The 13,930-nt window shown below is 72.7% G+C and carries 13 protein-coding genes; 7 read left to right on the plus strand and 6 right to left on the minus strand.

Features of this window, described 5'->3' with window-relative positions; translation table 11 throughout:
- Positions 1–331: 331 nt before the first annotated feature.
- The 4 genes from ACIQFU_RS24130 to rsmI all read right to left on the minus strand — a co-directional run bounded on the left by ACIQFU_RS24130 (position 332) and on the right by rsmI (position 4,184).
- Positions 332–1,702: a ubiquitin-like domain-containing protein gene (locus ACIQFU_RS24130; protein WP_402554290.1), complete on the minus strand. Its 1,371-nt coding sequence runs from the start codon at positions 1,700–1,702 to the stop codon at positions 332–334.
- Positions 1,703–1,753: 51 nt separating this feature from the next.
- On the minus strand, positions 1,754–2,644 hold the full coding sequence (locus ACIQFU_RS24135; RefSeq protein WP_402554235.1) for a TatD family hydrolase: 891 nt from the start codon (positions 2,642–2,644) through the stop codon (positions 1,754–1,756).
- 43 nt (positions 2,645–2,687) lie between these two features.
- Positions 2,688–3,137, minus strand: a complete 450-nt coding sequence (locus ACIQFU_RS24140) for a hypothetical protein (protein ID WP_402554236.1) — start codon at positions 3,135–3,137, stop codon at positions 2,688–2,690.
- Between the two features lie 174 nt (positions 3,138–3,311).
- A complete protein-coding gene (gene rsmI / locus ACIQFU_RS24145) occupies positions 3,312–4,184 on the minus strand; it encodes a 16S rRNA (cytidine(1402)-2'-O)-methyltransferase (protein ID WP_402554237.1) in 873 nt (290 codons plus the stop codon).
- Between the two features lie 96 nt (positions 4,185–4,280).
- On the opposite strand from rsmI, the gene ACIQFU_RS24150 reads away from it, so the two are divergent.
- On the plus strand, positions 4,281–6,026 hold the full coding sequence (locus ACIQFU_RS24150) for a dolichyl-phosphate-mannose--protein mannosyltransferase (RefSeq protein WP_402554238.1): 1,746 nt from the start codon (positions 4,281–4,283) through the stop codon (positions 6,024–6,026).
- 57 nt (positions 6,027–6,083) lie between these two features.
- Complete coding sequence (locus tag ACIQFU_RS24155; protein WP_402554239.1) at positions 6,084–6,614, plus strand: hypothetical protein; 531 nt, start codon at positions 6,084–6,086, stop codon at positions 6,612–6,614.
- Between the two features lie 33 nt (positions 6,615–6,647).
- Here the strand turns inward: ACIQFU_RS24155 and ACIQFU_RS24160 are convergent, their stop codons facing one another.
- Complete coding sequence (locus ACIQFU_RS24160) at positions 6,648–7,028, minus strand: hypothetical protein (protein WP_402554240.1); 381 nt, start codon at positions 7,026–7,028, stop codon at positions 6,648–6,650.
- Between the two features lie 252 nt (positions 7,029–7,280).
- Between ACIQFU_RS24160 and ACIQFU_RS24165 the strand changes: the two genes are divergently transcribed.
- Positions 7,281–8,906, plus strand: coding sequence for a penicillin-binding transpeptidase domain-containing protein (locus ACIQFU_RS24165; protein ID WP_402554241.1), 1,626 nt, complete (start codon positions 7,281–7,283; stop codon positions 8,904–8,906).
- A 120-nt stretch (positions 8,907–9,026) separates the two neighbouring features.
- Entirely contained in the window at positions 9,027–10,727 is a 1,701-nt protein-coding gene (locus ACIQFU_RS24170; protein ID WP_402554242.1) for a penicillin-binding transpeptidase domain-containing protein, read from the plus strand.
- Positions 10,728–10,754: 27 nt separating this feature from the next.
- On the opposite strand, the gene ACIQFU_RS24175 is transcribed toward ACIQFU_RS24170, so the two are convergent.
- Positions 10,755–11,135: an SsgA family sporulation/cell division regulator gene (locus ACIQFU_RS24175; protein ID WP_402554243.1), complete on the minus strand. Its 381-nt coding sequence runs from the start codon at positions 11,133–11,135 to the stop codon at positions 10,755–10,757.
- 165 nt (positions 11,136–11,300) lie between these two features.
- Between ACIQFU_RS24175 and ACIQFU_RS24180 the strand changes: the two genes are divergently transcribed.
- From ACIQFU_RS24180 to ACIQFU_RS24190, 3 genes are read left to right on the plus strand one after another with little or no spacing between them, the layout of a single operon-like run.
- On the plus strand, positions 11,301–12,362 hold the full coding sequence (locus ACIQFU_RS24180; RefSeq protein ID WP_402554244.1) for an energy-coupling factor ABC transporter permease: 1,062 nt from the start codon (positions 11,301–11,303) through the stop codon (positions 12,360–12,362).
- Position 12,363: 1 nt separating this feature from the next.
- A complete protein-coding gene (gene cbiQ, locus ACIQFU_RS24185; RefSeq protein WP_402554245.1) occupies positions 12,364–13,125 on the plus strand; it encodes a cobalt ECF transporter T component CbiQ in 762 nt (253 codons plus the stop codon).
- Positions 13,113–13,916, plus strand: coding sequence for an energy-coupling factor ABC transporter ATP-binding protein (locus tag ACIQFU_RS24190; protein ID WP_402554246.1), 804 nt, complete (start codon positions 13,113–13,115; stop codon positions 13,914–13,916). The genes cbiQ and ACIQFU_RS24190 overlap by 13 nt, the downstream gene beginning before the upstream one ends.
- Positions 13,917–13,930 lie beyond the last annotated feature (14 nt).

Here is a 13,930-nt window from a genome sequence, read left to right on the forward strand (position 1 = left end):
CAGCCGCATACCCGCAACCCGGCCGGACGGCCTCACACCCCCGGGCCGGCACCGCGGGCGGCCTCAGCCGCGCAGCCGGGCGCCACCGAAACCCTCTGCCCCGCCGCCGGGCGCCACGGATGGCCTCGCGCCCGCAGCGGAACGACGGCCCCGCCCCGGACGAGGCGCTGCGGGCAACCTCGCAAGCACCGGCCGAGCGCCACGGACGGCGTCGTCCACGCGGCCGGGCACCACGGGAAACCTGCGCCCCCGCAGCCAGGCACCGCGGACAGCCGCATACCCGCAACCCGGCCGGACGGCCTCACACCCCGGGCCGGCACCGCGGGCGGCCTCAGCCGCGCAGCCGGGCGCCGCAGTGTGGCCAGGCGCTGGTGCCGCTGCTGACGTACAGCTTCTGTGCCCGGTACGTCTGCTCCGCGGCCGACGCGTCCTGGGGGCGGCCTGCGCCGCCGAGGGCGTGCCAGGTACCGGTGTCGAACTGGTAGAGCCCGCCGTACGTCCCCGACGGGTCGACGGCGTCCGGGCGGCCCCCGGACTCGCAGGCGGCCAGGGCCTGCCAGTTCAGGCGGTCGGCGCCGTGGACGGAGGCCGGCCGGGGCCGGGTGCCGACCCGCACGATGCGCGGACTGGGCTCGCGCACCACCTCGGTGCCGAGGCGGCGCGGCTTCTGCCGGACGCCGTTGACGGTGCGCAGGGCGTAGGTGGTGCGGCGCAGTCCGGGCCGGCCCGCCTGCTCGACGACCTCGGTTCCCCGGTAGAGGGTGGCGTCCTCGTCCCGGCGCTCGCCGAAGGGGATCGGGTCCTCGCGGACCTCCCGGGACCCGGTGATCCGCAGCACCGTGACGGTCTGCCCGTCGCGCGGGAAGCCGGCCGCGGGGACGGACGTGGTGTCCTCGCCGCGCAGGGTGACGCCGGCCTCCTCGACGACCTCCCCGACGGTCGCGGCGTTGGTGCGGACGGTGCGGGTCCGGCCGTCCGCCATGACGGTCACCACCCGCTCGGTGCGCACCACCAGGGCGAGGCCCTCGCGGCCGATGCGCCGGGAGGGCTCGGTGGACAGGTACGCGCCCTGGGTCCGTACGCCGAGCCCGCGCAGCGCCCCCTCCACCGTCTCCGCGGTCGTCCACACCTGGCGCCGGTGGCCGTCGAGGGTGAGCAGCACGGGCCGCCCGTACTGGACGGTGACGTCCTCGCCGCTGGTCAGCGGGGTGCCGGGGGCCGGTGCGACGACGTCGTGGGCGCCCACCTGGACGCCTTGCTCGGCGAGCAGTTCGGTCACGTCGTCGGCGAAGGTGTGCAGGGTGCGCGGGGTGCCGTCGACGGTCAGCTCGACGGCCTTGTCCTTGGCGACGAAGGCGGTGGTGCCGCCGGCGAGGAAGGCCACGACCAGCGCCCGCGGCAGCAGCCGGCGCAGGGAGGTGTCCGCGCGCCCCGCACACCGCGCCCGGCGCCGGCGCTCGGCCCGCCCGTCAACCGGCGCGCGGACCGCCTGCGCCTGCCGGGCCTGCGGTGCGGTGCCCTGCCGGGGCAGTGCGGGCGCGGTCGGCTCGTGGACGGGCGGCGCGGGCCGGTACGTGTCGCCGTACGGCAGGGTCGGCGCGCTGTGCACGTCGTACGGTGCGAGGTACTCGTACGCCTCTGCTGGCTCGGACTGCGTTCTGCTCACACCGACACGCTCCAGGGGTCCGGATCGGGCCCCCAGAACCTAGCGGAGGGCCGGTCACTCTCCAAAGCGACGCGGCTACGCTGCGTGTCAGTAACCGAAGGCGCGGGCCGTGTTGGCGGCGAGGGCGGTCGCCAGGGCGTCCTCGCCGACGCCCCGTACGTCCGCCATGGCACGCACCGTGACCGGCACCAGGTAGGGCGCGTTCGGCCGCCCCCGGTAGGGCACCGGTGTCAGGAACGGCGCGTCGGTCTCCACCAGGACCAGCTCCGCCGGGGCCACGGCGAGGGCGTCGCGCAGGTTCTGGGCGTTCTTGAAGGTGACGTTGCCGGCGAAGGACATGTAGTAGCCGGCGCGGGCGCAGACCCCGGCCATCTCGGCGTCGCCGGAGTAGCAGTGGAAGACGGTGCGCTCGGGGGCGCCCTCCTCCTTGAGGACGCGCAGGACGTCGGCGTGGGCGTCGCGGTCGTGGATGACGAGGGTCTTGCCGTGCCGCTTGGCGATCTCGATGTGGGCGCGGAAGGAACGCTCCTGCGCTTCCTTGCCCTCCGGGCCGGTGCGGAAGTGGTCAAGACCCGTCTCGCCGACGCCCTTGACCTGCGGGAGCGCCGCGAGCCGGTCGATCTCCGCGAGGGCGTCGTCGAGCGCCGCGTCACCGCCGGCCCGCCGTGCGCCCTGCCTCGACCAGCCGTCGGGGTCGCCGTGCACGATGCGCGGCGCCTCGTTGGGGTGCAGGGCGACAGTGGCGTGGACGGCGTCGTGCGCCGCCGCGGTCTCGGCCGCCCAGCGGGACCCGGCGAGGTCGCAGCCGACCTGGACGACGGTCGTGACGCCGACCGAGGCGGCCTTGGCGAGCGCCTCGTCCACCGTGCCGGACTGCATGTCCAGGTGGGTGTGCGAGTCGGCGACCGGCACCCGCAGGGGCTCGGGGAGCGGGGGCGCGGCGTCCTTGTCGGAGCGGCCCGGGGCGTTCGAAGGCATGCCTCGATCCTACGAAAGCCCCCGTCCGCTGCCGCGAGGCCGGTCAGCTCGCCCTGCGGTGCAGGTGGAGGGCGTGCAGCAGGTCGGTCAGGTGCCACGGCCGGTGCCCGGCGCCGAGCCCCGGCGCCCCCGGTCCGGGCGCCTCGGGCACCTGCGGCGACCGCGGCACCAGGGGCACCTCCAGCGGTCCGGCCGGCGGCACGCGGCGCGCCCCGTGGGTGGTGCCGCGCACCGAGGCGACCCGGCCCGGGCGCATGATCCGTACGACGTGGTTGTCGCAGGTGGCACAGGCCGGCCGGGTCAGCGGAGAGGGCACGACGTGGCCGTCCACCACATAGAGCACGAACTCGTGGCCGTCGGCGTCCGTGTGGTGCTCGATCTCGAACGACTGCTCCCAGCCGTGCCCGCAGCGCATGCAGGCGAAGGAGTACGACTCGTGGACGACGGCGGTGGCACCGGTACGCGCTCCGGTCCGCACGGTGCTCTCACTCATGCTCATCCCGGCTCCTTCGGTTCGTTCCGCTCCTTCTTCCAGTGGACTCCTCCACCAGCCGGAAAGCACCAGGCAGTGCCGAGTATTTGAGCCGATTTGGGGTGCCCTTGGCGGGAGCGCCCGCAAGGTCAGCGCCGGGTCAAGAGCAGGGCGCCCCGGGTCAAGCCGAGCCCTTCAGATCCCCGCGTTCCTCGCCGTGTTCTTCTCCGCGTTCTTCGCGGCCACGACCGCGTCGAACACCTCCCGCTTGGGCACGCCCACCTGGGCGGCGACCGCCGCGATCGCCTCCTTGCGCCGCTCCCCCGCCTCCTCGCGCACCCGCACCCGGCGCACCAGCTCCCCGGCGTCGATCTCCTCGGCGCCCTTGTCCGGCGCCCCCTCGACGACGACGGTGATCTCGCCCCGCACCCCTTCACCGGCCCACGCGGCCAGCTCGCCCAGTCCGCCCCGCCTGACCTCCTCGTACGTCTTGGTCAGCTCCCGGCAGACGGCGGCCCGCCGGTCGGTGCCGAAGACCTCGGCCATGGCGGCGAGGGTGTCGTCGAGACGGTGCGGGGCCTCGAAGTAGACGAGGGTCCGGCGCTCCTCGGCGACCTCGCGCAGCCGGGTCAGCCGCTCGCCGGCCTTGCGCGGCAGGAAGCCCTCGAAGCAGAACCGGTCGACGGGCAGCCCCGACAGGGCGAGCGCGGTGAGCACGGCGGACGGCCCGGGGACGGCGGTGACGCGCACGCCGCGCTCGACGGCGGCGGCGACCAGCCGGTACCCGGGGTCGGACACCGACGGCATCCCGGCGTCGGTGACCAGCAGCACCCGTGCCCCGCCGGCCAGCTCCTCCACCAGCTCGGGCGTACGGGCGGACTCGTTGCCCTCGAAGTACGACACGACACGCCCCGCGGGTGCGACGCCGAGCGCCTGGGTGAGCCGGCGCAGCCGCCGGGTGTCCTCGGCGGCGACGACGTCCGCGCCGGCCAGTTCCGCGGCGAGCCGGGGCGGGGCGTCCTGGACGTCGCCGATGGGGGTGCCCGCGAGTACAAGGGTTCCAGTCACTCCCCCATCCTCCCAGCCCTCCCGGAAGGGGGACGTATCCGCACCCGGGAGGCCCATGCGCGGGACGTGCACAGCGCGGTTCCCTACGATGGCGCGGTGACCAGTACCGCGTCCTCCACGGACACCCGGCAGGGCCAGGCCCCGCACGACGAGCGGCCCACCTGGCAGCAGCGGCTGCGCCGTTTCGGCTACACGGCGGGGCCCGCGGCCGACGACGTCCGCGACCGGCTGGTGCCGCCGTACACGAGCCCGAGTCCGCGCCTGTGGGCCTTCCTGGGCCTGTCGAAACCGCTCACCGACCGGATCGTCCGCTGGTCGGCGTGGGGTGGGCCGCTGCTGGTGGCGCTGCTCGCGGGCGTGCTGCGGTTCTGGAACCTCGGCAGCCCGAAGGCGGTGATATTCGACGAGACGTACTACGCCAAGGACGCGTGGGCGCTGATCCACCGCGGTTTCGAGGTCAACTGGGACAAGAACGCCAACGACCTGATCCTCAACTCCGGCGGCGACGTCCCGATCCCGGCCGACGCGGCGTACGTCGTGCACCCGCCGGTCGGCAAGTACGTCATCGGCCTCGGCGAGCTGCTGTTCGGCTTCGACCCGTTCGGCTGGCGCTTCATGACGGCGCTGCTCGGCACCCTCTCGGTGCTGCTGCTGTGCCGGATCGGCCGCCGCCTGTTCCGCTCGACCTTCCTCGGCTGTCTGGCGGGCGCCCTGATGGCGCTGGACGGCCTGCACTTCGTGATGAGCCGCACCGCGCTGCTGGACAGCGTGCTGATGTTCTTCGTGCTGGCCGCCTTCGGCTGCCTGGTCGTCGACCGCGACAGAGCGCGCGCCCGGCTCGCCGCCGCCCTCCCGGTGGACGAGGACGGCCGGGTCCGCCCCGACGCGCACGTCGCGGAGACCCTCCGCCTCGGGTGGCGCCCCTGGCGCCTGGCGGCGGGCCTGATGCTGGGCCTGGCGGCGGCCACCAAGTGGAACGGCCTGTACATCATGGCGGCGTTCTGCGTGATGGCCGTGCTGTGGGACGTGGGCTCCCGCCGCGTAGCCGGCGCCCACCGCCCCTACCGCGCCGTACTCCGCCACGACCTGGGCTGGGCCTTCCTCTCCACCGTCCCGGTCGCCCTGGCCACGTACCTCCTCTCGTGGCTCGGCTGGATCCTCTCCCCCTCCGACGGCACCGGCGGCTACTACCGCGACTGGGCGACGAAGGACGGCGCGAACAGCTCCTGGTCGTGGCTCTTCCCCGACTGGTGGCGCAGCCTGTGGCACTACGAGACCCAGGTCCTGGAGTTCCACACCCACCTGACCTCGCCGCACACGTACCAGTCGAACCCATGGAGCTGGATCGTCCTGGGCCGCCCGGTCTCCTACTTCTACGAGTCCCCGTCGGCGGGCTCCGACGGCTGCCCGGTCGACGCGGGCGAGAAGTGCGCCCGCGAGGTCCTGGCGCTCGGCACCCCTCTCCTGTGGTGGGTGGGCTGCTTCGCCCTGCTGTACGTCCTGTGGCGCTGGTTCTTCCGCCGCGACTGGCGCGCGGGCGCGATCGCCTGCGGCGTGGCCGCCGGCTACCTCCCCTGGTTCCTGTACCAGGAGCGCACGATCTTCCTCTTCTACGCCGTCGTCTTCGTCCCGTTCCTGTGCCTGGCGGTCGCGATGCTCCTGGGGGCGATCATCGGCCGCCCGGGCTGCACGGACACCCGCCGCGTGGCGGGCGCGACGGGAGCGGGCGTCCTGGTCCTCCTCATCGCGTGGAACTTCATCTACTTCTGGCCCCTGTACACGGGCACGGCGATCCCGATGGAGGAGTGGCGGGCGCGGATGTGGCTGGACACGTGGGTCTAGCCGGGCGGACTCGTCGTGGGGGCACGGCCACCCCCACGGGGTGATTCAATGACGCGCATGGTGGAGGACGGTACATCTCTGGGACCGTTGGAACTGGCCGGCGGGCATTGGGCAGTCGGTGACGCCTCACGACCGGGCACCCACTGGGTGGAGTTCCGCCCGGACGGGCTCCACCAGCACGAGCCGGACTCCGGGGGACGGTCGATCCCGTGGTCAAGGGTCATGACCGGCATCCGGCTCACCTGGGGCAAGCACTCCTGGAACACGAACACCAGGGGCATGTACACGCTGAAGGGGATGGTCGCCGGGCGCGACGGCGGCTGGATGCACCTGACGCTGCGCCACCCGTACGAGGACCAGCAGTTGCGCTTCGACCAGCACGAGCGCCCCTACCGGGCGGTGGACGCACTCCGGCTGGAGAGTCTGATGCGGCAGCTCGTCGACGAAGGGAAGCTCCGTCTCCTCGGCGACCCGGAATGGGTGGACCGCGCCGTGGCGCACCTGACCGGCGGTAAGAACAGCTGGATCACGAACCGTGCGCTGCGGCGGGTGGCGACGGAGGCCATAGCCGCGGCCAGTGGCCGCTGACGGCCGCCTACGCCGGTCCGGCCGGCGGACACGTCATGAGGGCGTGGACCGTCTCGCGCCGCCCCCGTGCCCACGCGACCGGTGCCGCTTCGCGTACGACCGGGTCACCGCGGCCATCAGCGCGGGGATGGCGAACAGCGGGGCGAAGGCGGCGCCCCGGACGGTCTGTGCCGTACCGCTCGACAGGTACGTCTGGCTCTCGGCCGGGAAGGCGACCGCGAGTTGCCACGGCGCCGCCAGGACCAGAACCGCGGAGGCGGTCCAGGCCGGCGGGGTCAGGACCCGGGGGCGCAGCGGTCGCCACCGGTCGCTGACGAGCAGCAGCGGGAACAGGGCGGCCAGTTCGGCCAGGACGGAGACGCCGACGACGTACGCGATGCCCCACCCCGGGATGTCGTAGACGTCGCGCAGCACCTGGTCGCTGTCTTCATGACGTCCATGCCGACCCGGGACACGCCGGCCGCGCTTCGTCCGCCGCGACGAACCGTGTCCGCCTCGCGGGTGAGGCGCCAACCGCCGAGGGAGGACATCACCCCCGGTCTCCTTTGGGCCACCAATCGGAAACAGCCGTACCGCTGGTCACCCTCTGCGCATAGAGTGCCACCACAACTACTTCTGAACGCGTTCAAGAAGGCGGGCGGAAGGTCTCACGGGGAGGGGACTGCCATGGGCAGGGGGGTAAAGGTCGCCGTCATAGGCGGGGTGTTGGCCGTGATGGTGGGAGGTGCCGGGTACGGCGCCTACAACGTGGTGTCTGCGCTGGACGGGGACGGGGGGTCCGGGTCCTCGGAGGCCAAGAGCGGGCCGCCGGACAAGGACGAGGTCGCGGAGACCAGCGAGAAGTTCTTCGCGGCCTGGGAGAAGGGGGACGCGACGACCGCCGGGGCGTACACGAACAACGCCCCGGTCGCCGGGACGCTGCTGACCGCCTACGGCGAGGACGCGCACATCACCGGCGTCGAGATCACGCCGGGCACGGCGGCCGGGACCTCCGTGCCGTTCACGGTGAAGGCGAAGGTGTCCTACGAGGGGACGACCAAGCCGCTCAGCTACAAGAGCCGGTTGACCGTGGTGCGCGGGGAGACCAGCGGACGCGCCCTGGTGGACTGGGAGCCGTCCGTCGTCCACCCGGATCTGAAGGACGGGGACACCCTGGTCACCGCGGAGTCGGCGACGCCGCAGATCGAGGCAGTCGGACGGGACGGTGCCGTGCTGAGCAAGGGCAAGTACCCCTCGCTCGGGCCGGTCCTCGCCAAGCTCCGGGAGAAGTACGGCGACAAGGCCGGCGGCACCCCCGGCGTCGAACTGGCGATCCGGCACACGTCCACGTCCGCGCCGGACACCCCGCTGCTGACGCTGACCGAGGGCAAGCCCGGCAAGCTCAGGACCACGCTCAGCGCGAGCGTCCAGGCGGCGGCCGAGAAATCGGTGAAGCGGTACGACAAGTCCTCCGTGGTCGCCGTGAAGCCGAGCACCGGTGAGGTGCTGGCCGTGGCGAACAACCGCGCGGACGGGTTCAACGCGGCCTTCCAGGGCACCGTCGCACCCGGTTCCACCATGAAGATCATCACGGCCGCCATGCTCATCGACAACGGCGTGACCTCGATGAACGGCCCGGCACCCTGCCCCGAGACCGCGACCTGGCAGAGTCAGACCTTCCACAACATCACCAACATGAAGCCCAATGAGAGCGCCACCCTCGCCAACACCTTCATGCGCTCCTGCAACACCGGCTTCATCAAGCTCATCGACGAGGAGCCGCTCACCGACTCCTCGCTGACGCAGGAGGCCGAGGAGCGCTTCGGGCTCGGGCAGAACAACTGGCAGACCGGCATCGTCTCCTTCGACGGCCGCGTCCCCGCCTCCGGCGGCCCGGACCGCGCGGCCAACGCCATCGGCCAGGGCCAGGTGCAGATGAACCCGCTGAACATGGCCTCGGTCACCGCGACCGCCATCACCGGCGACTTCCACCAGCCCTACCTGGTCCCGTTCGACCTGGACGACCGGAAGCCGGCCACCGCCAAGGGGCTGCCGCAGAACACCGCCTCCCAGCTCAAGCAGATGCTGCGGCTCACCGCCACCCAGGGCACCGCCGTGACCGCCATGTCCGGGCTACACGGCGACATCGGCGCCAAGACCGGGTCGGCCGAGGTCGACGGGCACGCGGTCTCGAACTCCTGGTTCACCGGCTTCCGCGACGACGTCGCGGCGGCGGCCATGGCCGAGGCGGGCGGCCACGGCGGCGACGCGGCCGGGCCGATCGTCGCAGACGTGCTACGAGTCGGCGGCTGATACGGCCCGGTGGCCGGACTGCCCTTACTGTGGTCGCCGTTGCCGAAGGGAACCGGCACCCGGGGCGCGCGCGTCACTGAAGACACCGTAGGCATCGAAGGCACCGAGGAACGGGACACCGTGGGCAGCAGAAAGGCCGCCGCCGAGCGGCGCAGGACGAAACCCGCCGTGATCGGCAGCGTGGCCGCGGTGGTCGTGGCCGGCGCCGGATTCGGTGCCTACGCGATGTACGGCGGCGACGCGGGCGGCGAGGACACCGCACGGACCAAGTCCGCGGCGGCCGCGGAGAAGGTGAAGTCGGGTCCGCTGACGGCGGCCGAGGTCACCTCGACGGCCCAGCGGTTCCTGACCGCCTGGCAGAAGGGCGACGTGGCCGGCGCGGCCGGCGCGACCGACGACGCGGAGGCGGCCGAGGCGCTGCTCACCGGCTACACCAAGGACGCCCGCATCAAGAACGCCACCTTCACCGCGGGCACCCCGGCCGGAGAGAAGGTCCCGTTCGCCGTGAAGGCCACCGTCGCCTACGAGAAGGCGGCCGAACCGCTGGCGTACGACAGCGCGCTGACCGTCGTACGCCGGGACGGCGACGGCGAACCCCGCGTCGACTGGCACGCCGCCGTCGTCCACCCGGAGCTGCGGGACGGCGACAAGCTGGTCACCGGGAAGGCCGGCGACCCGCCGGTGAAGGCGCTGGACCGGGACGGCGCGGAGATCACGGCCGCCGAGTACCCGTCCCTCGGCACCGTCCTGGACGGCCTGCGCGACAAGTACGGCAAGAAGGCCGGCGGCACCCCGGGCATCGAGTTGCGCGTGGTGCGCGGGAAGACGGACGGGGACGGGAAGGGCTCGAAGGAGTCAGGGGCCGGTGACGTCGCCGACAAGACCCTGCTGGAGCTGAGCAAGGGCACGCCCGGCACGCTGAAGACGACGCTCGACCCCGCCCTCCAGGCCGTCGCCGAGAAGCAGGTGGACGGCAAGAAGGGGGCGTCGGTGGTGCTGCTGCGCGCCTCCACCGGCGAGGTCCTCGCGGTCGCCAACGGCGGGCACGGCTTCAACACCGCCTTCCTGGGCTCACTCGCCCCCGGCTCCACCATGAAGGTCGTCACCGCCTCGATGCTGCTCGAGAAGGACCTGGCGTCCGTGAACGAGAAGCACCCGTGCCCGAAGTACTTCGAGTACGGCGGCTGGAAGTTCCAGAACGACGACAAGTTCGAGATCAAGGACGGCACCTTCAAGGCGAGCTTCGCCCGCTCCTGCAACACCGCCTTCATCAGCCAGGCCCCGGAGCTGAAGGACGACGACCTGACCCGGCAGGCCAAGGAGGTCTTCGGCCTGTCGATGAACAACTGGTCGGTCGGCGTGTCCACCTTCGACGGCAGGGTGCCGGTGGAGAGCAAGGCCCAGATGGCCGCCTCCCTCATCGGCCAGGGCGGCGTGCGGATGAACCCGCTGAACATGGCGTCGGTGTCGGCGACCGTGCGGTCGGGCAGCTTCCACCAGCCGTACCTGGTCGCCCCGTCGGTCGACGGGCGGGCGCTCGCCACGGCCTCCCGCACGATGTCGGGGGAGACGCTCGGCGCGCTGCGCGAGCTGATGTCCTACACGGCGGCGTACGGCACCGCGGCGGAGGCCATGGCCGGGGTGAGCGGTGACGTGGGCGCGAAGACCGGCTCGGCGGAGGTCGACGGGCAGGAGCAGCCCAACGGGTGGTTCACGGCGTACCGGGGCGATCTCGCCGCGGCCGGCGTCGTCCAGCAGGGCGGACACGGCGGCGACACCGCGGGGCCGATCGTCGCCGCGCTGCTCAAGGCGGGCGGCTGACACCCACCGTCCGCCGGCCCGCACGCCTCAGTGGGCCACCGGCTGGGCGGTCGCCGCGTAGGTGCGGCGCAGGAAGCGGATGAGCGCCTTGTTCTCGAACTGGACCACCGAACAGCCCTGCGGGGAGTGGAACTCGACCACGGCCTGCACCCGCCCGCACGGCCACACCCGCACCTCGCCGCTGCCGGCGGGCGCGCGCAGGCCCTGTTCCAGCAGCGCGCGGGAGAAGGTCCACTCGCGGGCGCGGGACGCACGGCCGCCCCTGCCGGGCAGGGCGACGCACACCTTCGAGGGGTCGAGCCCGGGGTCGTAGCGCAGCACGACGGGTATCGCTCCGCCGTCGTCCTGGTCGGGGAGATCCGCGTCCGTCAGGATGTGGGCTCGTGCGTACTGTTCGACTACGGACATGGGGTCGCCCCTTACGCTCTGCCACCTGTGTTGAAGCTGTGCGTCCACCCCCACTCCAATGTCCCATATTTCCCGGCGCACGCCCTGTGGGCCGAATATCACATGTGAGATCAGCCTTTACCTCGCTCTTGCGAACGAGTTGCAATTGGTCTCTATCATCGTTCCGTGCATGTACCTGACGGATTCATCAACGCCCCGACCTCCGCCGTGACCGGAGTCGTCGCCGCGGGCGCCATCGCGGTCAGCCTGCGCGGCGCGCGCCGCGAACTGGACGAACGGACGGCGCCGCTGGCCGGGCTGGTCGCGGCGTTCATCTTCGCGGTGCAGATGCTGAACTTCCCGGTCGCGGCCGGGACCAGCGGCCATCTGCTGGGCGGCGCGCTCGCCGCCATCCTCGTCGGTCCCTGTACCGGCGTGCTGTGCGTGTCCGTCGTCCTGCTCATGCAGGGCATCCTCTTCGCCGACGGCGGTCTGACCGCGCTCGGCGTGAACATCACCGACATGGCGATCGTCACCACGGTCGTCGCCTACGCCCTCTTCCGGGGCCTGGTGAAGGTGCTGCCGCGCACCCGGCGCTCGGTCACCGTGGCCTCGTTCGTCGCCGCGCTCGTCTCCGTTCCGGCCGCCGCCCTCGTCTTCACGCTCCTGTACTGGATCGGCGGCACCACCGACGTCGCCATCGGCAAGGTCGCCACCGCGATGATCGGCGTGCACGTGCTCATCGGCATCGGCGAGGCGGTGATCACCGCGCTGACCGTCGGTGCCGTCATCGCCGTACGCCCGGACCTGGTGTACGGGGCGCGCGGGCTGCAGCAGCGGCTCAAGCTGCGGGTGAACGGCGAGCTGGTCGACGCCCCCGACGCCGAGCCGGTCCCCGCCCCCGCGCCCGTCGCCGCCCGCTCGCACCGCAAGGTCTGGATCACCGGCCTCGTCGCCTCCCTGGTCCTCGCCGGCTTCGTCAGCTTCTACGCCTCCGCCAACCCCGACGGCCTGGAGAAGGTCGCCTCCGACAAGGGCATCGACGAGAAGGCGAAGGAGCACGCCAACGCCGACTCGCCGCTCGCCGACTACGGCGTCAGGGACATCACCGACGCCCGGGTCTCCGGCGGCCTCGCCGGGGTGATCGGCGTCGGCGTCACCGTCGTCGCGGGCAGCGCCGTGTTCTGGGCGGTGCGCAGGCGCCGCGGCGACGACGCCTCCCCGACCAACACGGAAACGAACGTCTGACGTGGGCGCCGGCCACGCGCACCGGCTCTACCGGCACGGCCACTCCCCCGTGCACGGTCTGCCGCCGCACACCAAGCTCGCCGCGGCCTTCGCCTTCGTGGTCGTCGTGGTGTCGACACCGCGTGAGGCGATGTGGGCGTTCGGCCTGTACGCGCTGCTGCTCGCGGCGGTGGCGTACACGGCCCGCGTCCCGGCGCCCTTCCTGCTCAAACGGCTGCTGATCGAGGTGCCGTTCGTCGCGTTCGCGGTGCTCATGCCGTTCGTGGCGGAGGGCGAGCGGGTGGACGTGCTCGGCCTGTCCCTGAGCGTCAACGGCCTGTGGGGCGCCTGGAACGTCCTGGCCAAGGGCACCCTGGGCGTCGCCGCCTCCGTGCTCCTCGCCTCCACGACCGAGCTGCGCGAACTCCTCCTCGGCCTCCAGCGGCTGCGGCTGCCCCCGCTGCTGGTGCAGATCGCGTCGTTCATGATCCGCTACGGCGACGTGATCGCGGACGAGATGCGCCGTATGCGGATCGCCCGGGAGTCGCGGGGCTTCGAGGCGAAGGGCGTACGGCACTGGGGCGTGCTCGCCAAGTCGGCGGGGGCGCTGTTCATCCGCTCCTACGAGCGCGGCGAACGCGTCCACCTGGCCATGGTCAGCCGCGGGTACGCGGGATCGATGCCGGTGATCGACGAGGTGACCGCGTCCGGGGCGCAGTGGTCGTACGCGCTGGCCCTCCCGTGTGCGGCACTCGTCGTGTGTCTGCTGGGATGGTCACTGTGACCGACCCACTGACAGGCCCCGTGCCAGGCCCCGGGCCCGACGCGCCCGCCTCCCTCGACGTCTCCGGCCTCGCCTTCGCCTACCCCGACGGCCACCAGGCCCTGTTCGGCGTGGACTTCTCCGTCGCGCGCGGCGAGCGGGTCGCGCTGCTCGGGCCGAACGGCGCGGGCAAGACCACCCTCGTCCTCCACCTCAACGGCATCCTGACCGGCGGCACCGGCACGGTCACGGTCGCCGGACTGCCGGTCGACAAGCGGAACATGGCCGAGATCAGGCGCCGGGTCGGCATCGTGTTCCAGGACCCCGACGACCAGCTGTTCATGCCGACCGTGCGCGAGGACGTGGCCTTCGGACCGGCGGCGGCCGGGGTGAAGGGGGCGGAGCTGGAGGCCTGCGTGGACCGGGCGCTCACGCTGGTCGGCATGGCCGAGTGCAGGGACCGGCCGCCGCACCACCTCTCCTTCGGCCAGCGGCGCCGGGTGGCGGTGGCGACCGTGCTCGCCATGGAGCCGGAGATCCTGGTCCTGGACGAGCCCTCCTCCAACCTCGACCCGGCCTCCCGCCGCGAACTCGCCGACATCCTGCGCTCCCTGGACGTCACGGTGCTGCTGGTCACCCACGACCTGCCCTACGCCCTGGAGCTGTGCCCCCGCGCCCTGGTCCTCAGCGACGGCGTGATCGCGGCCGACGGTCCGACGGCCCGGCTGCTGTCGGACGGCGAGCTGATGCGCGCCCACCGCCTGGAACTGCCCTTCGGCTTCGACCCGCGGTCGGTGCCGGCGAGCGGCTGACACGGGGCCGAGGA

It is taken from the genome of Streptomyces sp. NPDC093065, from assembly GCF_044754585.1.
GTDB lineage: Bacteria > Actinomycetota > Actinomycetes > Streptomycetales > Streptomycetaceae > Streptomyces.

What these genes read in the sequence shown, in the direction of transcription:
- ACIQFU_RS24135 (WP_402554235.1), bottom strand. Translation starts at nt 2,644, where the DNA reads ATGCCTTCGAACGCCCCGGGCCGCTCCGACAAGGACGCCGCGCCCCCG.
- ACIQFU_RS24140 (WP_402554236.1), bottom strand. Translation starts at nt 3,137, where the DNA reads ATGAGTGAGAGCACCGTGCGGACCGGAGCGCGTACCGGTGCCACCGCC.
- ACIQFU_RS24155 (WP_402554239.1), top strand. Translation starts at nt 6,084, where the DNA reads ATGGTGGAGGACGGTACATCTCTGGGACCGTTGGAACTGGCCGGCGGG.
- ACIQFU_RS24165 (WP_402554241.1), top strand. Translation starts at nt 7,281, where the DNA reads ATGGGCAGGGGGGTAAAGGTCGCCGTCATAGGCGGGGTGTTGGCCGTG.
- ACIQFU_RS24175 (WP_402554243.1), bottom strand. Translation starts at nt 11,135, where the DNA reads ATGTCCGTAGTCGAACAGTACGCACGAGCCCACATCCTGACGGACGCG.
- ACIQFU_RS24190 (WP_402554246.1), top strand. Translation starts at nt 13,113, where the DNA reads ATGGTCACTGTGACCGACCCACTGACAGGCCCCGTGCCAGGCCCCGGG.